Origin of the sequence: Amycolatopsis thermalba, assembly GCF_003385215.1 — a bacterium.
In the GTDB taxonomy this organism is placed as follows: Bacteria; Actinomycetota; Actinomycetes; order Mycobacteriales; family Pseudonocardiaceae; genus Amycolatopsis_E; species Amycolatopsis_E thermalba.
The window spans coordinates 1-19,222 of record NZ_PQHW01000052.1 but is presented as its reverse complement, the minus strand read 5'-3'; the positions used below and the strand labels follow the sequence as shown (position 1 = coordinate 19,222).

The following is a 19,222-nucleotide window of genomic DNA, read 5'->3' as shown; positions in this document are numbered from 1 at the left end:
CAGTTTCCCCCAGGGCGCACGAACCCGCACGCCGACGGCTATGCTGATGCCCATGACGGTCGCGCTGGAGAACGTCCTCGCCAAGGCGGGCCTCCGCATCGACGCCGCGGACTTCCTCACGCTGGTCGAGGACGCCGCGCGCCGCCTCGCCCCGCCGAACCCGGACCCGTCGTCCTTCTTCTCGGCAGGGCAGCGGGCCGCGCTCGCCGAGGCCGGGCTCGATCTGTCGCCCCGGCGTGACGACGAGCCGGACAGCCGCGCGCCGTCGGTCGCCGCGCACGCGGTGCTGGCCGAATCCGCCCTCACGGTCGCCGAGGCCGCGCGGCTGCTGGGCGTCGATCCGAGCCGGATCCGGCACAAGCTGGGCGAGCGCCGCCTGACCGGCTGGAAGGACCAGGGCGGCTGGCGGTTGCCGGCGTGGCAGTTCAGCGAACGGGGCGCCCTGCCCGGGCTCGAGGTCGTGCTGGCCGCCGTGCCGGACGACCAGCCCGCGCTGGTCGTGGCCGCGTTCATGAACACCGCGCAGGCCGACCTGGAGATCGGCGGACGCCCCGTCACCCCCCGGCAGTGGCTGCTGGCCGGGGGCGACCCGGCGCCGGTCGCCGCGCTCGCCGCCACCCTCGGCACCCCGTTCTGAGGTCGCATCACCTCTCATGGCACGTCTGCCACTCCCGCCGTCGCGGGCCGAACTCCTCGCTGCCCTGCGCCCGGAAACCGACATCGTGCGCGTGCCGCCGGCGCAGCGGCTGGTCCGGATCTTCAGCGCCGGCGGCAACCACCCGCAGCGGTGGAACACGTTCCGCTACACCGGGCCGCTGCCGCACGGCCGGTTCGACCCGCAGCCGCCCGGCCGGGACGGGGGCGCGGTCACCGATCCGGGGCAGGGGGTGCTGTACTTCGGGCTGACCGTGCGGACCAGCGTGGCCGAGGTGTTCCAGACGACGTCGCTGGTCGACCGCAAGACGCGCGTGCCGCGGCTGGTCGTGGTGCGCCCGACGCGGCCGCTGAGGCTGCTCGACCTGACCGGCCTGTGGCCGACGCGGGTCGGGGCGTCGCAGGAGATCTCGAGCGGGCCGAAGAAGATCACGCAGGCCTGGGCGCGCGCGATCCGCGCGGCGTTCCCCGAGCTGGACGGGCTGTGGTACCGCTCGTCGATGGACGGCGGGCACCCCGCGCTGTGCCTGTGGGACCCCCCGGCGGGCGAGGCGCTGCCGCTGGCGCCGGACGTGCTGCTGCCGCTGGACCACCCCGGGCTGGACGTGCCGCTGGGCCGGGTCTGCGAGGAGCTGAACTACGTGCTGCTGAACTGACCCGGCCCGCACCCCGTCGCACATCGCCGGGAATGCGCGACGGGGCGGCGGAAGGAGTCACGCCAGGTGGCGCGACCACCACTCCAGGATCGCGTCGAAGCGTTGCACCCGGTGGCGCGGCTTGCCCGAGCGGCTCAGCTCGTGGCCCTCGCCCGGGAAGAGCAGCATCTCCACCTCCGTGCCGGTCCGCTTGAGCTCCACGAACAGCCGCTGCGCCTGTTCGACCGGGCAGCGCCAGTCGTGCTCGGAGTGCACCACCGCGAACGGGATACGGATCTGCGCGGCGTAGGTGAGCGGGCTGCGCTCGCGCTGCACCACCGGGTCCGCGCCGACGTACGCCTCCGTGAAGAACCAGCCGATGTCCGAGCTGCCGGTGAACGAGTCCCACGCGTTGACGGCCCGCTCGCTCCACGCGGCGCGGAACCGCGAGCCGTGGTGGGCCGCCAGCCACGTCGTCATGAACCCGCCGTACGAGCCGCCCATCACGCCGACCCGCGAGGAGTCCAGGTCGTCCCGCGCCAGGGCCGCGTCCAGCAGCGCCAGCACGTCGTCGACGTCCACCGTGCCCAGGCCGTGCACGATCGCCTGCCCGTGGCTCTCGCCGTAGCCGGCCGACCCGCGCGGGTTGCCCATCACCACGGCGTACCCGGCCGACGCGTACACCTGCGCCTCGTCGAACAGGCCCCAGTCGTAGGCCGCGAACGGGCCGCCGTGCACCACGAGCAGCACCGGGTGCGGGCCCTCGCCCTCGGGCCGCACCAGCCAGCCGTGCACCGGGTACCCGTCGGGCGCGGTGGTGGTCAGCTCCTCGACCGGGCGGAGCCCCGACTCCCGCACCGGCTTCGAGAAGTCCGTGAGCACCCGCTCGGACCGCCCGTCCAGCAGCACGACCTCACCGGAGCTGTCCGGCCGCGCCACGACCGCCGCGATCCGCTCCTCGTGCACCGCGAACGACCGCACCGCGCTCCGCTCACCCAGCAGCCGGTCCAGACCGTCCAGCGGCGCCCGGTCGGCGTCGCGGGGCACCGCCCGCAGCTCGACGGCGCCGCGCTTGAGCACGGTCACCAGGATTTGGTCGCGGAACGGCGCCGGCGGCACGTCGGTCGTGCAGCACACCGATTCCGCGTCGGTCAGGCGCCGCGGCTTGGCCGGCTCACCGTCGGCGGGCAGCTCCGCCGACCACAGGCCGACGTTGCGCGCCACGACGTGCGGCCAGGTGAATTCCGGGCCGTAGAAGCACACGGTGCCGTCGGGGAACACCGCGGGCTTGGCGGCGCTGCCCGCGGTCGGCCCCGCCAGCACCGGCTCGCCGCCGCCGGCCGGCACCAGATAGAGGTCGCTCTCCTCGGTGTCGGTGCCGCCCCACTCGCGGGGCGCGACGACCAGCAGGGCCGAGCCGTCCGGCAGCCACGCGGGGTCGGACACGTCGGCCCGGTCGTCGGTCAGCGGCTCCGGCTCCCCCGGATCGGTGGTGTCGGTGGTGTCGATGACGAACAGCCGCCGCGGCCGGTCCCGCAGGAAGCCGACGTCGTCGAGCCGGTAGTCGTACCGGGTGATCCGGCGCGGCGCCTCCGCGTCCGGTTCGAGGACCTCACCGTCCTCGTCCGGCGCGCCGTAGCGGCCCGCTTCGGGCAGGCGCGCGGTGAAGGCGATGCGGCGGGAGTCCGGCGCCCACACCGGGACGCCGGCGCCGAGCGGCAGCTCGGTGAGGCGCCGGGCGTCACCGCCGTCGGCGGGCATCACGTGCAGCTGCGGCTTGCCGCCGTTCGCGCGCAGGAAGGCCACCCAGCGGCCGTCCGGGGAGATCGCGGGATCGGTGTCCCGCTCGCCGTGGGTCCACTGCCGGGCCGCCCCGCCGCCCGGGGCGGCGGATCACCGCGAACCGCGATAGGTGTTGCCGCCGAGGTCGGGGGTGGTGACCGCGGTCAGCAGCAGGGTGCCGTGCAGCGCGGGAGTGCCGGGCACGGCGAGGAGTTCGAGATCCGAGGGACGCATGCCCCCGAACCTACCGGATTTCGTTAGCCTCGCTAAGAGCCTGCGACGCGGACTTCTTCTCGTCCTTCTTGGCCTTGGCCAGGCTGAGCAGCGTGGTGACGGTCAGGACGGCCACGATCACACCCAGCGAAACCCAGTTGTTGATGTCCAGCCAGTCCGGCACCGCGTGGTACTCGTGCAGCGCGTGCAGGATCAGCTTGGCGCCGATGAAGCCGAGGATGACCGCCAGCCCGTAGGACAGGTAGACCAGCTTGTTCACCAGGCCGCCGAGCAGGAAGTACAGCTGCCGCAGGCCCATCAGCGCGAACGCGTTGGCGGTGAACACCAGGAAGGCCTCCTGGGTGATGCCGAAGATCGCCGGGATCGAGTCGACCGCGAACAGCAGGTCGGCGCTGCCGATGGCCACGATCACCACGAACATCGGGGTGAGCCAGCGCTTGCCGTCGCGCTTGATGCTCATCTTGTGCCCGTGGAAGTCCTCGGTGACCGGGTAGACCTTGCGCACCCACCGCACCACCGCGTTCTCGTGGTACTCCTCGTCGTGGTCGTTGCCGCGCACCATGCTGATGGCTGTCCACACCAGGACCGCGCCGAACAGGAAGAACACCCACACGAACTGGGCGATGAGCGCGGCGCCGACGGCGATGAACACGCTGCGCATGGCGAGCGCGAGCAGGATGCCGATCAGCAGCACGCGGTGCTGGTGGATCGCCGGCACCTTGAACGAGGCCATGATGACCATGAAGATGAACAGGTTGTCCACCGAGAGCGAGTACTCGGTGATGTACCCGGTGAAGAACTCGACGCCGTAGTCGTGGCCGGCGAGGACCCAGACGCCGATGCCGAACAGCACGGCGCAGCTGACGTAGAAGACGACCCACTTGGCCGCTTCCTTGGTGGTGACTTCATGTGGCTTCCGGTCGACGATCACCAGGTCGATCGCGATCAGCACGAGCAGGCCTGCGACCGTGGCGATCCACAGCCACACGGGGACATTCATCTACGCATTACCTCCGGTTAGCGCGCAGCAGCAGCTAGCCGGAGGTCTCTTCCGCCGGTGGATCCGGCCGGCGGTGCCGGGTGCCCCGAAGGACCACCGTGCTGACGACACCGCCGCGAAGGAATACTCCCCTCCACGTCGTATCCATCTTTCCTGATCAACGGGACGAACACCACCTTAGGTAACCCTCATCACCCGGCTCCCTTGATCACGACCCGCGCCGGGACGTTCTCAGGAAAGCTCCCATACGGTTTCGGTGTGCCCCGAATCCCGCTCCCGCACACGCGCCGGTCCCGGACCGTCACCCTCGCGGTGGTCGTCCTGCTGGTGGCCGCCGCTGTGCTCGTCTGGACCCGCTCGTCGAGCGAGCCCCCGGCGGTGCCGGCGCAGGAGGCCGTCCTCGACGTGCCCGCCGCGCCCGGCGCCGCCGCGACGGTCAGCCTGGACACCACGCTCTACCTGCCGGAACGCACGCCCGCCCCGGCGGTCCTGCTGCCGCACGGGTTCGGCGGCGACAAGAACAGCGTCGCCGGGGACGCCCAGGAGCTGGCGCGGCGCGGGTTCGTGGTGCTCACCTACTCGGCGCGCGGCTTCGGCCGCAGCACCGGCGAGATCGGGCTGAACGACCCGGACTTCGAGGTCGCCGACGCCGCCCGGCTGGTCGACTGGCTCGCCACCCGCCCGGAGGTCCGCCTCGACGGTCCCGGCGACCCGCGGGTCGGCGTCCTGGGCGCCTCCTACGGCGGGGCGCTCGCGCTGCAGCTGGCCGGGCGGGACAAGCGGGTCGACGCGATCACGCCGATGATCACCTACAACGACCTGGCCCAGGGGCTGACGCCCAACGTGGCCGCGGCGGCCCCGCCCGCCGCCGGAACGCCCGCAGCGGGCGCGTTTTCACCCGGTGGGGTGTTCAAGAAGTCGTGGGCCGGGCTGCTGTTCTCGGCGGGCACGTCGTCCTCGGGCACCGGCGGCCTGGGGGCCGAGGCGCCCGAGCCCGGCCAGGAGACCGACGACTCCCAGACCGCCGGGACCACCGGCGGGGGCGGGGCGGCGGCCGCGGCGCAGCTCCCCCAGCAGGCGCCGGGGCAGCTCGGCGCGACGACGTGCGGCCGCTTCACCGCCGAGATCTGCCGCGCCTACGCCGACCTGGCCACGACCGGGACGGTGAGCCCGCGGGTCGCGGCCCTGCTGCAGCGCCTGTCCCCCGCGGCCGTCACCGGGAACATCACCGCCCCGGCCCTGCTGGTCCAGGGCGAGGCCGACACGCTGTTCGGGCTCGACCAGTCCGACGCCACCGCCCGGCAGATCACCGCGGCGGGCGGGCAGGTGCAGCAGGTCTGGTACACCGGCGGGCACGACGGCGGCCGTCCCGGCCCGCAGCTGCGCGCCAAGATCGGCGACTGGCTGTGGTTCCAGCTCACCGGCGAGGGCGGCAACCCGTTCAGCGGGTTCTCCTACGACGTGCAGGGCTCGCTGCGCGCGTCCGGCTCGCCGTCGGTGCGCACGGTCGACGCCGGCGAGTACCCGGCGCAGGCGCCGCGGCGCACGCTGCCGCTCACCGGCGACGAGCAGACGATCGTCAACCCGCCCGGCGGCACGCCCGCCGCGGTCAGCGGGATCCCCGGCCTGAACGGCCTGGTCAGCGGCTCGTCGCGGCTGTCCGGGCTGTTCAGCATCGACCCGCCCGGCCAGTCCGCGCGCTTCACCTCCGCGCCCGTCGATTCGCAGCTGCTGATCACCGGCTCGTCGACGGTCCGGCTGCGGGTGTCGGGCACCGGCGAGGCGGTGCTGTTCGTCAAGCTCTACGACCTCAACCCGGACGGCACCCGCACGCTGCCGGCGAACGCGATCGCGCCGATCCGGGTGGCGATCCCGGCGTCGGGCACCGCCGAGGTGACCGTGACGCTGCCCGGGATCGTGCGGCCGGTCGAGGCCGGGCACGCGCTGCAGCTGGTGGTCACGACCACCGACCAGGCGTACGCGACCCCGGTGGCCCCGGCGGCGTACCGGGTGGCGCTGGCCGACCCGGCGGTGTCGGTGCCGGTCGTGCCGGGCAACGCGGTCGGCGGCGGGTGGCCGGTCGGCACGCTGATCGGCATCGCCGTCACGCTCGCGATCGCCGCGGCGGTCGCGGCGCTGGCCGCGGTGCGCCGGCGGCGGTCGCACCAGGCCGATCCGGAGCTGGCGCAGGTGCCGCTGGTGATCGACGGGCTGACCAAGGCCTACCCGGGCGGGCTGACCGCGGTCGACGACCTGTCCTTCCGCGTCGAACCGGGCCAGGTGCTCGGCCTGCTCGGGCCGAACGGCGCCGGCAAGACCACGACCCTGCGCATGCTGATGGGCCTGATCACCCCCACCGCCGGGGAGATCAGGGTGTTCGGCCACCGCGTCACACCGGGGGCGCCGGTGCTGTCCCGGATCGGGTCGTTCGTCGAGGGCTCCGGGTTCCTGCCGCACCTGTCCGGCACGGCGAACCTGCGCCTGTACTGGGACACCACCGGGCGCCCGATCGAGCAGGCGCACCTGGAGCAGGCGCTGGAGATCGCCGGGCTCGGCAGCGCCGTGCACCGCAAGGTCCGCACCTACAGCCAGGGCATGCGGCAGCGGCTGGCGATCGCGCAGGCCATGCTCGGGCTGCCGGAGCTGCTCGTGCTCGACGAACCGACCAACGGGCTCGACCCGCCGCAGATCCACCAGATGCGCGAGGTGCTGCAGCGCTACGCCGCGACCGGCCGGACCGTGGTGGTCTCCAGCCACCTGCTGGCCGAGGTCGAGCAGACCTGCACGCACGTCGTGGTGATGCACCGCGGCCGGCTGGTGGCCGCGGGCGAGGTCGGCGACATCGTGGCCGCCGGCGGCGAGGCCACCTTCCGGGTCGACCGGCCCGAGGCGGCGGCCGACGCCCTGCGCGGGGTGCCCGGGGTGTCCGGTGTGGACGTCGAAGGCAGCCTGGTGCACGCCGACCTGGACGGCATGCAGGGTGGCGACGCGGTCGCGGCGCTGGTCCGGGCCGGGGTCGCGGTCGAGCAGGCCGGGCCGCGACGACGGCTGGAGGACGCGTTCCTCCAGCTCGTGGGAGAGGAAACGTCATGAGCGAGAACGGGGTCCACACCGATCCCGCGGCCCTGGACGAGCTGACCGACGCCGCCGAGCACACCCACTCCGGGGTGGGCGCGGACGGCGCGGTCGAGGGCTACCGGCCGGGGCGCACGCTGCGGCTGGGCGTCGAACTGCGGCGCCAGCTGCGGCGGCGGCGCACCCAGCTGGTGCTCGGGTTCGTCGTGCTGCTGCCGTTCATCCTGGTGCTGGCGTTCGAGATCGGCGAGTCCAGCCCGAACCGGCGCTCCGGCGGGTTCGTCGACCTGGCGACGGCGAGCGCGCCGAACTTCGTGGTGCTGGCGCTGTTCGTGTCCGGGACGTTCCTGCTGCCCACGATCGTGGCGTTGTTCTTCGGCGACACGATCGCCAGCGAGGCGTCCTGGTCGAGCCTGAAGTACCTGCTGGCGATCCCGGTGCCGCGGCACCGGCTGCTGCGGCAGAAGGCGATCGCGTCCGGGCTGCTGTCGGTGGTGGCGCTGGTGCTGCTGCCGCTGGTGGCGCTGGTGGCCGGGCTGATCTTCTACGGCGCCGGGGACGCGGTGAGCCCGACCGGGGACGCGATCCCGTTCGGGCAGAGCCTGATCGCGATCGGGCTGTCCGCGGTGTACGTGGTGATCCAGCTGGCGTGGGTGGCGGGGCTGGCGCTGCTGCTGTCCGTGCTCACCGACGCGCCGCTGGGCGCGGTCGGCGGGGCGGTGCTGGCGGCGATCCTGTCGCAGATCCTCGACCAGATCACCGCGCTGGGCACGCTGCGCAACTACCTGCCGACGCACTACTCCTACGGGTGGATGGACCTCATCGCCACCGACATCGACTGGACGAACATGGCCGCCGGGGTGCTGTCCGCGGTGATCTACGCGACCGTGTTCGCGCTGCTGGCCGCGCGCCGGTTCGCCACGAAGGACATCACGAGCTGATTTCCCACTACGGTGGGGCGATGACGACGATCGAGGTGGACAAGGCCGGCGACGTGGCCGTGCTGAAACTGGCCCACGGCAAGGCGAACGCGCTGGACACCGAGCTGTGCCGGGAGCTGGTGGCGCGGCTGGAGGAGGCCGAGCTCGGCGGGGCGAAGGCCGTGGTGCTGACCGGGCGGGACGGGATGTTCTCCGCCGGGGTGGACCTCAAGCGGGTCTCGGCCGGCGGGGCGCCCTACGTCCGGGAGTTCCTGCCCGCGCTGTCGGACGCGTTCCTGGCGCTGTTCGGGTGGCCCGGGCCGGTCGTCGCGGCGGTGACCGGGCACGCGATCGCGGGCGGGGCGGTGCTGGCGGCGGCGTGCGACCGGCGGGTCCTGAACGCGCAGCGGGGCCGGGTCGGGGTCACCGAGCTGCTCGTCGGGGTGCCGTTCCCGTTGGTGGCGCTGGAGATCCTGCGGTGCGCGTACGGGACGGAGCGGTTGCCGGGGCTGACGTTCCTGAGTGGGACCTACGCCGGGTCGGAGGCGCTGGGCCGGGGCCTGGTGGACGAGCTGGCCGCGCCGGAGGAGGTGCTGCCGAGGGCGATCGAGGTGGCGACGCGGCTGGCGGCGGTGCCGGCGGAGGCGTTCCGGCACACGAAGGCGCAGATCCACCGGCCGTTCGACGAGCGGATCGGCGAGCAGCGCGCCGGAGACGACGCGCACGTCGAGCGGGTGTGGTCGGCGCCCTCGTCACTGGCCGCGATCGAGGAGTACGTGCGCACCACCCTGGGCGGGTAGGGCTTCCCCCTGCGGCGGCGGGCAGCCGGGCCGGCGCGGCTCCAGGGTGATGGTTCGAGGCTGTCCTGCGTTCCGCAGGCTGCCGGGTACGGCGCCCCCGGCCGCGCGGAGCCGCGACAGCGGGCTTCCCCCGGCCGGGCAGCGGTGGTCCCGCCCAACCCGGCGGCCGCGGGCAGCCCGGCTGCCCGCGGCCAAGGCAGCCCAAGCCAGGCGGCCGGGCCGTCCAGCCGCTGGGCGGCCCGGCCGCCCGTCCGCCCAGCGGCCTAGTAGTCCGCGGTTCCGCCAGCCAGCGGCCCGACGGGCCAGCTGCCCGCCTGCCCGGACACCAGCCGCCCAACCGGCCCTTCGGGCGAGCGCCCTACTTCAGGCCGGCCGCGTCCATTCCTCGTAGTTCCTTCTTCAGCTCCGCGATCTCGTCGCGGAGGCGGGCCGCCAGCTCGAACTGCAGGTCGCGCGCGGCTTGCATCATCTGGTCGGTCATCTGCTGGATCAGGTCGGCCAGCTCGGCGCGTGGCATGCCCGCCACGTCGCGGTCCACCAGGACCCCGGAGCTGCGGCCGCCCTGCTCGGGCTTCTTGCCGCGCGAGGCGTTGCGGCCGGAGCCGCCCACCTGCACCGCCTGCTCGGAGTCCTCCGCCTCGCTGTAGACCCGGTCCAGGATGTCCGCGATCTTCTTGCGCAGCGGCTGCGGGTCGATGCCCCGCTCCTTGTTGTAGGCCATCTGCTTCTCGCGGCGGCGGTTGGTCTCGTCGATCGCGTAGCGCATCGAGTCGGTGATCTTGTCCGCGTACATGTGGACCTCACCGGAGACGTTCCGCGCCGCGCGGCCGATCGTCTGGATCAGCGACGTGCCGCTGCGCAGGAAGCCCTCCTTGTCCGCGTCGAGGATCGCCACCAGCGACACCTCCGGCAGGTCCAGGCCCTCGCGCAGCAGGTTGATGCCGACCAGCACGTCGAAATCACCCGACCGCAGCTGCCGCAGCAGCTCCACCCGGCGCAGGGTGTCCACTTCGGAGTGCAGGTACCGCACCCGGATGCCCAGCTCCAGCAGGTAGTCGGTGAGGTCCTCGGCCATCTTCTTGGTCAGCGTGGTCACCAGGACCCGCTCGTCCCGCTCGGCGCGCAGCCGGATCTCGTGCACCAGGTCGTCGATCTGGCCCTCGGTCGGCTTCACCACCACCTGCGGGTCGATCAGGCCGGTCGGGCGGATGACCTGCTCGACGAACTCACCACCGGTCTGACCCAGCTCGTACGGGCCCGGCGTCGCCGACAGGTACACCGTCTGGCCGATGCGGTCGGTGAACTCCTCCCACGTCAGCGGCCGGTTGTCCAGCGCGCTGGGCAGCCGGAACCCGTGCTCGACCAGGGTCCGCTTCCGCGACGCGTCCCCCTCGTACATGCCGCCGATCTGCGGCACCGTCACGTGCGACTCGTCGATGACCAGGAGGAAATCCTCCGGAAAATAGTCGATCAGGGTCGCCGGCGCGGAACCGGCCGGGCGGTCGTCGATGTGCCGCGAGTAGTTCTCGATGCCGGAGCAGAACCCGACCTGCCGCATCATCTCGATGTCGTAGCTGGTGCGCATCCGCAGCCGCTGCGCCTCCAGCAGCTTGCCCTGCTTCTCCAGCCGCTCCAGCTGCTCGGCCAGCTCCGCCTCGATGCCGCGGATCGCCTTCTCCATGCGCTCCGGCCCGGCCACGTAGTGGGTGGCCGGGAAGATGCGCACCTCGTCGACCTCGCGCACGATCTCACCGGTCAGCGGGTGCAGGTAGTACAGCTTGTCGACCTCGTCGCCGAAGAACTCGACCCGCACGGCCAGCTCCTCGTACGCCGGGATGATCTCGACCGTGTCGCCGCGCACCCGGAACGTGCCGCGGGAGAACGCGAGGTCGTTGCGGGTGTACTGGACGTCGACCAGGGCGCGCAGGAACGTGTCGCGCTCGACCTCCATGCCGACCTCCAGCTTGGAGGACCGGTCGAGGTAGGACTGCGGCGTGCCCAGGCCGTAGATGCAGGACACGGACGCGACCACGATGACGTCGCGCCGCGACAGCAGGTTCATCGTCGCCGAGTGCCGGAGCCGCTCCACGTCGTCGTTGATCGACGAGTCCTTCTCGATGTAGGTGTCGGTCTGCGGGACGTAGGCTTCCGGCTGGTAATAATCGTAGTAGCTGACGAAGTATTCGACCGCGTTGTGCGGGAACAGCTCGCGCAGCTCGTTGGCCAGCTGCGCGGCCAGTGTCTTGTTGGGCGCCATGACCAGCGTGGGCCGCTGCACCCGCTCGATCAGCCAGGCCGTGGTCGCCGACTTGCCGGTGCCGGTGGCGCCCAGCAGCACGACGTCCTTCTCGCCCCGCTCGAGCCGCTTGGCGAGCTCGTCGATGGCCGCCGGCTGGTCACCGGCGGGCTGGTACTCGCTGACGACCTCGAACCGGCCGCCCGCGCGCGGGATCTCGGAGACGGGCCGGAACTCGGACTGGGCGAGCACGGGGTGTTCGGTTGCGAAAGCCACGGAAACCAGAGTAGGCCGACCCACCGACAGTTTCCCGCGAGGTGGTGTTCTAGCAGGCCAGACGCCGGTCGCGGGCGGCACGGGCAAGGCAGGCCTCGCACGGCATGCCGCAGATCCGCTCCAGCAGCTCGGCGCTCCCGCAGGCGATCGGCGCGCCGCACCGGGCGACGAGCACCTCGGGGATGGGGCCGGTCTCGGGGATGGGGACGAGGTGACACACCCGGTCGCGTTCACCCGCGACGCCCCGGCGCAGGCGCACGAGGGCCATCACTCCGGTCGGCTCGGCGTGGACGACGTTCCCCATGGGTGAAGCGTAAACCGGAATAATCGTGGAATCTTCGTGCCGTCGGCCCAATCCTGGGGGCCAGAACTGGTCCTGAAGGACGAAAGCGCAGGACCGCGGGGTGACGCAGGCGGCGGGGAAACACCCAAAAGAGACAAAGCGGAAGGCATGCCGCTACGCCTGGGGCCGTCGCTCCAGCCCGAGCTCGCCGAGCGGGCGGGAGCACGGGACCGGTCTACGGCGCCGTCAGCACGGCCGCCCCGAGCCGGTGGCACAGCCGCAGCGCGAGTTCGACGTCGAGGCGGTTCTCCGACACCGGGCGGCCCAGCATCTCCTCCGCCTTGCGCACCCGGTACTGCACCGAGTTCTTGTGCATCGTCAGCTGCGTGGCCGCCGCGGTGTAGCTGCCGCCCGCGGCCAGGAACACCCGCAGCGTCTCGCGCAGCCGGGCGTGCTGCTCGTCGTCGGTGGCCAGGTCCCGCAGCGTGTCCGCGACCCACCCGCGGGCGGCCGGCAGGTCGCCCGCCATCAGGGCCATCGCCCCGACCTCGCGGAAGGTCAGGACCCGGTCGCAGTGCTCGCCCGCGGCGAAGGCCAGGTTGTACACCCGCTGCGCCTGCCGGTGGCTGCGCCGGAACCCGTCCAGCCCCTCCCCCGGATCGCCCAGCACGAAGCGGATGCCCGGATCGGCCTTGTCCAGCACCTTCCGGACCCGCTCCTCGTCCGGCATCGCCGGGCGCTCCAGCGGGAACCACACCCACGCGCAGACCTCGTCGTTGGGCACGAACAGCGGCGCGCCCGTGCTGGGCAGCCCGCCGGCGAGCTCGGTCGCGACCGCTTCCAGCCCGCTCAGCACGTGCCCGGCGGCCGGAACCGGGGCCTGCCACACGATCATCGCGAGGTGGGTGCCGCGCAGCCGGTAGCCCAGGCTGGTCTCGCTGGTGTCGGTGGCCCCGCCCTCCAGCAGGGTCCGCACCCGGGCGGCGCGCACCGCACTGCGGTTGACCAGCCAGCGGTCGCGTTCCTCCTGGTAGGCCGACACGGCCTGCTGCGTGACCCGGTCGATGAAGGCGAACGCGCCGGTCAGCGCGTGCCCCATCAGGCGGCCGAGCAGGTCCGGATCGGACACGAACTTGACGGCCTCGCGCAGGGAATAATCGAGCAGCGCGGTCTGGCCCAGGTAGTAGGCGCGGATCAGGTCGACGACCGGGGTGCCGCGCTGGGCGAGCCGCCGCGCGTACTCCATCGCGGCGGCCGGGGCCTCCACCCGTCGCGGGTCGATGCCGTGCTGGAAGATCCGCAGCGCGGTGTCCAGGTTCTGGTAGACGCTCGCCGACATCAGGCTGACGACGCTCTCGTCGTCGTTGACCAGGTGCGGCAGCTCGCGGGCGTACATCTCGACCAGCTTCACGGTGAGCTCGCTCGCCCGTTCGGCGAGCGCGGCGGCCACCCGCGCCACGGCCTCCAACGTGTCTGCCTCGTCCGCCACGTGATCACCCTACCGTCGTGACAGTTCCCAACTCCGTGTAAACCAGCAGAATGGAGCCATGACCGCGCACGCCGGGACGATCCATCCCCCGAAGATCGAGACCTTCGACGTCGCGAACCGGACCAACACCGATCCCAAGGGCATCGCGCGCGCGGTCGAGGAGTACCGCGTCGAGCCGTTCGGCCTCTACCTCGCCCGGCCCACTCCCGGCCGCGCGCAGTTCCACTACCTCGAGTCCTGGGTGCTGCCCGGGCTCGGCCTGCGGCTGACCGACTACTGGTTCCGCCCCGGCCACGAACGCGACCAGGACTTCTACCTCGACGTGGTGTCGGTCGAGCGGGACGGCGCCACCTGGCGCACCACCGACTGGTACCTGGACCTGGTGGTGCGCGAAGGCGAGCTGGCCGACGTGCTCGACACCGACGAGCTGCTCGCCGCGGCCCGCGCCGGGCTGCTCACCGCGGGCGAGGCCGAACGCGCCCTGGAGATCACCTTCGACGCGGTGAACGGCCTCGCCGCGCACGGCTACCGCGTCGGCCGCTGGCTGGCCACCCACGACATCCACCTGACCTGGCGCCGCCGCTGACCATCCACCGATCGGTGGATGCCCGGGCATCGGGCGGCTGACGCCGGGTCCCGCCGCCGGGTCGATCCGCTCCGCCCGGTTCCGGCGAATGCTGGTGCCATGGGGATCATCGAGGTGGAAAACCTCCACAAGCTCTACGGCGCGAAGGTGGCGGTGCAGGACGTGTCCTTCACCGTCGAGAAGGGCGAGATCTTCGGGATTCTCGGGCCGAACGGCGCCGGGAAGACCACGACGGTGGAGTGCCTGGAAGGGCTGCGGCGGCCGGACGGCGGCACGGTCCGCGTGCTCGGGCTGGACCCGCGGCACGAGACCGCGGAACTGCGCAAGCGGCTGGGCGTGCAGTTGCAGGAGACCGAGCTGCCCGACCGGCTGCGGGTCGGTGAGGCGCTCGAGCTGTACGCGTCGTTCTACCCGGACCCGGCCGATCCCGGCGCCCTGATGGCGGAGCTGGGCCTGACCGAGGTGCGCGATTCGGCGTACCGGAAGCTCTCCGGCGGGCAGAAGCAGCGCGTCTCGATCGCGCTCGCGCTGATCGGCAAGCCCGAGGTGGCGGTGCTCGACGAGCTGACCACCGGGCTGGACCCGCAGGCGCGGCGCGACACCTGGGAGCTCATCGAGGGGGTGCGGGCGCGCGGGGTGACGATCCTGCTGGTCACCCACTTCATGGAGGAGGCGGAACGGCTGTGCGACCGGATCGCGGTGATCGACCGCGGCCGGGTGGTCGCGGTCGACACGCCGGCCGGGCTCGTCGCGCGGGTGACCGACGAGCAGCGCGTGCGGTTCCGCCCGTCGACCCCGGTGGCCGACGAGGTGTTCACCGCGCTGCCCGAGGTGCGGCGCGTGGACCGGCACGGGGACCGGATCGTGATCACCGGGGACGGCAACGTGCTGCAGGCGGTGACCTCGGTGCTGGCGCGGGCGCAGGTCGTCGCGCTGGAGCTGCGGGTGGAGCAGGCCGGGCTGGACGACGCGTTCGTCGCGCTGACCGGCCGCACGATGGAGACGGGAGAATGACCATGCTGTCCAGGCTCATCGCCGTGGAGGCGAAGCTGTTCCTGCGCGATCCGGCCGCACCGGTGACGGTGCTCGGCATCCCGGTCGCGTTGCTGCTGGTGTTCGGGCTGATGCCGGGCATGAACCAGCCCAGCGAGGACTTCGGCGGGCAGGTCCCGCTGTCGGCGTTCATCGCGCCGCTGTCGGTCGCGATCCTGATCGGGATGCTGGGGCTGACCCTGTTCCCGGTCGTGATGGCGACGCACCGCGAGAAGGGGGTGCTGCGCCGCCTGGCGGCCAGCCCGGTGCCGCCGTCCCGGCTGCTCGTGGCGCAGTTGCTGGTCAACCTCGGGGCCGCGCTGGTGGTCGTGCTGGTCATCGTGGCCGGCGGGCACCTGGCACTCGGGTTCGCCCTGCCCGCCAACGCCGGCGGGTTCGTGCTGACGCTGGTGCTGGGCGTGCTCGCCCTGTTCGGCGTCGGCCTGCTGATCGCCGCGCTCGCCCCGACCGGGCGGACCGCGAGCGGGGTCGGCGCGGCCCTGTTCTTCCCGATGCTCGCGCTCGGCGGGGTGTGGGTGCCGAAGGAGGACCTGCCCGCGGTGCTGCAGGACGTGGCCGACGTGCTGCCGCTGGGCGCGACGCTCAACGCCCTGCGCGCGGCCTGGACCGGCGGCTGGCCGCAGCCGCTGCAGCTGATCTCGATGGCGGTGTTCGCGCTGGTCTGCGCCGGGGTGGCGGCCCGCGTGTTCCGGTGGAACTGAAGAAGTCGGCGTCGGTGGGCAACCGATCCGGCGCGGGCCGCGTCAGAGAGGCGAAGCTCGCTCGCGTTCGTGTCCACGGCGACGGGCTGATCCCGGTGGCTGGTCGGCATTCTGCTTGGGGGTATGCCGACCAGCCACCATCGTCTCCCCGGGCCGGGCGGAGCGCCGGATAATGCCTCCCGTGAACCGCCGCTTCTGGTCCTCCTCGCTCGACTTCGCCATCGGGCCCGGCGGTCCGTTGCCGCAGGCGTGGGACCGCTGGGCGGAGAACCGCCTGGCCTACGTGCTGCTGGGACTGGCGACCCTGGTCAGTCACCGGGCCGACGTCCTGCCGCTGGCCGGCGCGACCCTGGCCTGGCTGCTGCTGACCAGGTACGCGGTGCCCCGGCGGTGGCGGTCGCACGGGATCGTGCTGGCGGTCTCGTTCGCCGGGACGCTGACGCTGGCCTCGCTGCTGATGTTCCGCGAGATCCTGTTCCTGGTGTTCATGATCAGCTGTTTCTTCAGCGCGCTGAAGCTGAAGCCGGTGCCGCTGGGCGTGCTGGCGCTGGCCGCGACCTCGCTGATGATCAACACGATTGGCTCCGGCGGGCCGCTGCGGGCGCTGGCCGACGAGCCGGTGCTGTGGCTGACCATCGTGGTCGTGCAGACCGGGGCGATCTGCGGCGGCACCGTGGTCAGCCGCAAGCTCAGCGAGCAGAACGAGGCGCGGCGCGCGGCGGTGACCGAGCTGGAGGCGGCGCTGGCGGAGAACGCGGGCCTGCACCGGCAGCTGCTGTCCCAGGCGCGCGAGGCCGGGGCGCTGGAGGAGCGGCAGCGACTCAGCCTGGAGATCCACGACACGCTCGCGCAGGGCTTCACCGGCATCATCACCCAACTGGAGGCCGCCGAGCAGGATCCGGACCAGTGGCGGCGGCGGGTGGCCACGGCCACCGCGCTGGCGCGGGAGAACCTCGCCGAGGCGCGCCGGTCGGTGAACGCGCTGCGGCCGGGTCCGCTCGACGAGGCCCGGCTGCCCGAGGCCCTGCAGGCGGTGGCGGAGCGGTGGTCACAGCGGTCCGAGGTGGCGGTCGAGTTCACCGCGACCGGCACCGCGCGGCCGATGCACCCGGAGATCGAGGCGACGCTGCTGCGCGTCGCCCAGGAGGCACTGTCCAATGTGGCCAGGCATGCCGGGGCGCGGCGGGTCGGCCTCACGTTGTCCTACATGGAGGACCAGGTGACGCTCGACGTGCGGGACGACGGGGCCGGCTTCGACCCATCGCGGCGCGGAGACGGGTTCGGGCTGCCCGGGATGCTGCAGCGGGTGCAGCGGCTCGCCGGGACGCTCGCGGTGGAGTCCGAACCCGGTGGCGGGACGGCCATCTCCGCCAGCCTGCCCGCGATCGGGGCGGCATGATCACCCTGGTGCTCGCCGACGACCACCCGGTGGTGCGGGACGGGCTGCGCGGGATCTTCACCGCCGAGCACGGGTTCGAGGTGCTCGGCGAGGCCGGGGACGGCGCGGAGGCGGTGGCGCTCGCCGAACGCGTGCGGCCGGACGTCGTGCTGATGGACCTGCGGATGCCGGGCACCGACGGGGTGCACGCGATCGGCGAGCTGGCGCGGCTCGGCAACCCGGCGCGGGTGCTCGTGCTGACCACCTACGACACGGATTCCGACGTGCTGCCGGCGATCGAGGCCGGTGCGACGGGCTACCTGCTCAAGGACGCGCCGCGGGAGGAGCTGTTCCGGGCGGTGCGGGCGGCGGCGCGCGGCGAGGCGGTGCTCTCCCCCGCCGTGGCGACCCGGCTGATGGGGCAGATGCGGGCGCCGGCGCGGGAGGAGCTGAGCCAGCGCGAGATCGAGGTGCTCACGCTCGTGGCCCGCGGCGGCACGAACAAGGACGCGGCCGCGAAGCTGTTCATCAGCGAGGCGACGGTGAAGACGCACCTGCTGCACGCCTACGCGAAGCTCGGGGTGAAGGACCGGGCCGCCGCGGTGGCGCGGGCGCTGCGGCGGGGGCTCATCGACCTCGACTGAGCCCCCGCCGCCGGGGATCTCACGCGGCCGCGCGGTGGATGACGATGTCGTCGAGCCGGGTGCGGGCGTGCACGCTGACGTGGTCGTCGAAGTCGTCCGGCTGCGGCAGGGAGCTGCGCACCGTGCCCTTGGTGCTCCGGGCGTCCACCGAGGCGGCGGTGCGTTCGCCGATGCCGACCTCGATGCCCCCGGAGGCGTTCACCAGCTCCGCGACGCCGCGGGTCAGCCGGCCGATCCGGATCGGACAGTCGCCCGCCTTCGCGGTGACGCTGCCCTCGGCGCGGTCGATGTCGAAGCTGCCCCGGGCGCTGCCGAGGTCGACGCCGGAGCGGGCGTGGCCGATCCAGACCGTCCCGGTCGACCCCTGGTAGCGGACGGCGCCCCCGGCCTCGCCGATGCGCAGGGCGGCCGCGCCGCCGTCGATGTCGGCGGGTCCGGCGATGTGCCCGACGGCGACCGAACCGGCGGCGAGGTTGCCGCGCAGGGCGGCGATGTGGTCGAGCTGGACGTGTCCGGAGCCCAGGTTCAGCTCGCAGTCGCCGAACCGGCCCTCGGTGCGCACGTCGGTCCAGGTGGTGTGCAGGACCAGGCGGGAGCCGGCCGGCAGCTCGATGGTGATGGCGACCGACCCGTCCTTGTCGCCGGGCTTGCGGGTCTTGACGGACAGCTCGCCGCCGGCGAAGGCGACCTCGGTGCGCTCGGCGACCTTGAGGTGGGCCTTGTTGGTGCGGTCGACGGGCTCGACGCGCACCACCGTGTGCGGCCGCTCGCTGGCGGTGATCCGGATGCGGGCGCCGGCGGTGATCAGGCCGGCGGTGATGGGGGCGGGGGTGGCGAAGGTGGTCATCGGGAGCTCCTTGTCGGGTTTCGTTGTGATCACTTTCGCCGCCGGGTCTGACACCGGGCTGTCACGGCTCTGACAGGCCGCGTCAGGCTGCCCCACTGGCCGGCCGGGGTGGGCACCGCCGCCAGGTGCTGCGCGCGGATTTTTGTCGTACCCCCCGCCTAGCCTCGGGCGCATGGTGTTGTCGGTGGAAGAACGTGAACGATTCCTGGCCGAGCCGCACGTCGGCGCGCTGTCGGTCGTCGAGGCGGCCGATCGCGCGCCGTTGACGGTGCCGATCTGGTACCGGTACACGCCGGGCGGTGAGCTGTGGGTGCGCACGCCGCCCGGTTCGCGGAAGGCGCGGGCGATCGAGGCGGCGGGCCGGTTCGGCCTGATGGCGCAGCGGACCGAGCCGACGGTGCGGTACGTGTCGGTGGCCGGCCCGGTGACGGCGATCGAGCCGGACAGCGCGGAGCGCGCCCGGGAGATGGCGGAGCACTATCTGCCGGCGGCCCAGGTGGAGGAGTTCCTGGCCTACGAGCGAACGCGGCTCGGGGAACACGTCGTGGTGAGGATGCGGCCGGAGCGCTGGCTGTCGGCGGATCTGGGGGGCGGATAAGCGGGATCCGGGTGTTGCGTGGGTGGGTTGG

At 72.9% G+C, this 19,222-nt stretch carries 16 protein-coding genes and 1 pseudogene; 11 read left to right on the top strand and 6 right to left on the bottom strand.

The window, feature by feature from the left end:
• Positions 1 to 52: 52 nt before the first annotated feature.
• Both D0D15_RS20560 and D0D15_RS20555 read left to right on the top strand, forming a co-directional pair.
• Positions 53 to 637, top strand: coding sequence for a helix-turn-helix domain-containing protein (locus tag D0D15_RS20560; RefSeq protein ID WP_094006033.1), 585 nt, complete (start codon positions 53 to 55; stop codon positions 635 to 637).
• A gap of 16 nt (positions 638 to 653) precedes the next feature.
• The gene (locus D0D15_RS20555; RefSeq protein WP_094006017.1) at positions 654 to 1,310 is read left to right on the top strand and encodes an RES family NAD+ phosphorylase; all 657 of its coding nucleotides are present in this window, start codon (positions 654 to 656) and stop codon (positions 1,308 to 1,310) included.
• A gap of 57 nt (positions 1,311 to 1,367) precedes the next feature.
• On the opposite strand, the pseudogene D0D15_RS20550 reads toward D0D15_RS20555, so the two are convergent.
• Positions 1,368 to 3,305 (bottom strand): annotated as a pseudogene (locus D0D15_RS20550) (S9 family peptidase).
• A gap of 10 nt (positions 3,306 to 3,315) precedes the next feature.
• Positions 3,316 to 4,305, bottom strand: coding sequence for a TerC family protein (locus D0D15_RS20545; RefSeq protein WP_094006015.1), 990 nt, complete (start codon positions 4,303 to 4,305; stop codon positions 3,316 to 3,318).
• Between the two features lie 258 nt (positions 4,306 to 4,563).
• Between D0D15_RS20545 and D0D15_RS20540 the strand changes: the two genes are divergently transcribed.
• The 3 genes from D0D15_RS20540 to D0D15_RS20530 are packed head-to-tail and all read left to right on the top strand — an operon-like array spanning position 4,564 to position 9,100.
• On the top strand, positions 4,564 to 7,398 hold the full coding sequence (locus tag D0D15_RS20540; RefSeq protein WP_115944669.1) for an alpha/beta fold hydrolase: 2,835 nt from the start codon (positions 4,564 to 4,566) through the stop codon (positions 7,396 to 7,398).
• On the top strand, positions 7,395 to 8,321 hold the full coding sequence (locus tag D0D15_RS20535) for an ABC transporter permease (RefSeq protein ID WP_094006013.1): 927 nt from the start codon (positions 7,395 to 7,397) through the stop codon (positions 8,319 to 8,321). The genes D0D15_RS20540 and D0D15_RS20535 overlap by 4 nt, the downstream gene beginning before the upstream one ends.
• Before the next feature lie 20 nt (positions 8,322 to 8,341).
• Positions 8,342 to 9,100, top strand: a complete 759-nt coding sequence (locus D0D15_RS20530; RefSeq protein ID WP_094006012.1) for an enoyl-CoA hydratase/isomerase family protein — start codon at positions 8,342 to 8,344, stop codon at positions 9,098 to 9,100.
• Between the two features lie 358 nt (positions 9,101 to 9,458).
• Here D0D15_RS20530 and uvrB read toward each other — a convergent pair whose 3' ends face one another.
• The 3 genes from uvrB to D0D15_RS20515 all read right to left on the bottom strand — a co-directional run bounded on the left by uvrB (position 9,459) and on the right by D0D15_RS20515 (position 13,384).
• Complete coding sequence (gene uvrB / locus D0D15_RS20525) at positions 9,459 to 11,612, bottom strand: excinuclease ABC subunit UvrB (RefSeq protein WP_094006011.1); 2,154 nt, start codon at positions 11,610 to 11,612, stop codon at positions 9,459 to 9,461.
• A 49-nt stretch (positions 11,613 to 11,661) separates the two neighbouring features.
• Complete coding sequence (locus D0D15_RS20520) at positions 11,662 to 11,916, bottom strand: hypothetical protein (RefSeq protein WP_094006010.1); 255 nt, start codon at positions 11,914 to 11,916, stop codon at positions 11,662 to 11,664.
• A gap of 214 nt (positions 11,917 to 12,130) precedes the next feature.
• Positions 12,131 to 13,384, bottom strand: coding sequence for a PucR family transcriptional regulator (locus D0D15_RS20515; protein ID WP_094006009.1), 1,254 nt, complete (start codon positions 13,382 to 13,384; stop codon positions 12,131 to 12,133).
• 58 nt (positions 13,385 to 13,442) lie between these two features.
• On the opposite strand from D0D15_RS20515, the gene D0D15_RS20510 reads away from it, so the two are divergent.
• From D0D15_RS20510 to D0D15_RS20490, 5 genes are all read left to right on the top strand, one after another.
• The gene (locus D0D15_RS20510; protein WP_115944668.1) at positions 13,443 to 13,970 is read left to right on the top strand and encodes a ribonuclease FAU-1 family protein; all 528 of its coding nucleotides are present in this window, start codon (positions 13,443 to 13,445) and stop codon (positions 13,968 to 13,970) included.
• A 99-nt stretch (positions 13,971 to 14,069) separates the two neighbouring features.
• Positions 14,070 to 14,984 carry an ABC transporter ATP-binding protein gene (locus D0D15_RS20505; RefSeq protein ID WP_094006007.1) on the top strand — a complete coding sequence of 305 codons (915 nt, stop codon included), beginning with the start codon at positions 14,070 to 14,072 and terminating at the stop codon, positions 14,982 to 14,984.
• Positions 14,981 to 15,724: an ABC transporter permease gene (locus D0D15_RS20500; RefSeq protein ID WP_425266792.1), complete on the top strand. Its 744-nt coding sequence runs from the start codon at positions 14,981 to 14,983 to the stop codon at positions 15,722 to 15,724. The genes D0D15_RS20505 and D0D15_RS20500 overlap by 4 nt, the downstream gene beginning before the upstream one ends.
• A 172-nt stretch (positions 15,725 to 15,896) precedes the next feature.
• Entirely contained in the window at positions 15,897 to 17,123 is a 1,227-nt protein-coding gene (locus tag D0D15_RS20495) for a sensor histidine kinase (protein WP_094006006.1), read from the top strand.
• The gene (locus D0D15_RS20490) at positions 17,120 to 17,746 is read left to right on the top strand and encodes a response regulator (protein ID WP_115944667.1); all 627 of its coding nucleotides are present in this window, start codon (positions 17,120 to 17,122) and stop codon (positions 17,744 to 17,746) included. The genes D0D15_RS20495 and D0D15_RS20490 overlap by 4 nt, the downstream gene beginning before the upstream one ends.
• Positions 17,747 to 17,765: 19 nt before the next feature.
• Here D0D15_RS20490 and D0D15_RS20485 read toward each other — a convergent pair whose 3' ends face one another.
• Entirely contained in the window at positions 17,766 to 18,593 is an 828-nt protein-coding gene (locus D0D15_RS20485) for a DUF4097 family beta strand repeat-containing protein (protein ID WP_094006004.1), read from the bottom strand.
• A gap of 184 nt (positions 18,594 to 18,777) precedes the next feature.
• Here D0D15_RS20485 and D0D15_RS20480 point away from each other — a divergent pair, with 184 nt between their 5' ends.
• The gene (locus tag D0D15_RS20480) at positions 18,778 to 19,191 is read left to right on the top strand and encodes a pyridoxamine 5'-phosphate oxidase family protein (protein WP_425266791.1); all 414 of its coding nucleotides are present in this window, start codon (positions 18,778 to 18,780) and stop codon (positions 19,189 to 19,191) included.
• Positions 19,192 to 19,222: the final 31 nt, after the last annotated feature.

Excerpts from the sequence above, each read along its gene's own strand:
- D0D15_RS20520 (WP_094006010.1), bottom strand. The coding sequence starts at position 11,916 with ATGGGGAACGTCGTCCACGCCGAGCCGACCGGAGTGATGGCCCTCGTG.
- D0D15_RS20530 (WP_094006012.1), top strand. The coding sequence starts at position 8,342 with ATGACGACGATCGAGGTGGACAAGGCCGGCGACGTGGCCGTGCTGAAA.
- D0D15_RS20560 (WP_094006033.1), top strand. The coding sequence starts at position 53 with ATGACGGTCGCGCTGGAGAACGTCCTCGCCAAGGCGGGCCTCCGCATC.
- D0D15_RS20485 (WP_094006004.1), bottom strand. The coding sequence starts at position 18,593 with ATGACCACCTTCGCCACCCCCGCCCCCATCACCGCCGGCCTGATCACC.
- D0D15_RS20495 (WP_094006006.1), top strand. The coding sequence starts at position 15,897 with ATGCCTCCCGTGAACCGCCGCTTCTGGTCCTCCTCGCTCGACTTCGCC.
- D0D15_RS20545 (WP_094006015.1), bottom strand. The coding sequence starts at position 4,305 with ATGAATGTCCCCGTGTGGCTGTGGATCGCCACGGTCGCAGGCCTGCTC.
- D0D15_RS20555 (WP_094006017.1), top strand. The coding sequence starts at position 654 with ATGGCACGTCTGCCACTCCCGCCGTCGCGGGCCGAACTCCTCGCTGCC.
- D0D15_RS20500 (WP_425266792.1), top strand. The coding sequence starts at position 14,981 with ATGACCATGCTGTCCAGGCTCATCGCCGTGGAGGCGAAGCTGTTCCTG.
- D0D15_RS20535 (WP_094006013.1), top strand. The coding sequence starts at position 7,395 with ATGAGCGAGAACGGGGTCCACACCGATCCCGCGGCCCTGGACGAGCTG.
- D0D15_RS20510 (WP_115944668.1), top strand. The coding sequence starts at position 13,443 with ATGACCGCGCACGCCGGGACGATCCATCCCCCGAAGATCGAGACCTTC.
- D0D15_RS20490 (WP_115944667.1), top strand. The coding sequence starts at position 17,120 with ATGATCACCCTGGTGCTCGCCGACGACCACCCGGTGGTGCGGGACGGG.
- D0D15_RS20505 (WP_094006007.1), top strand. The coding sequence starts at position 14,070 with ATGGGGATCATCGAGGTGGAAAACCTCCACAAGCTCTACGGCGCGAAG.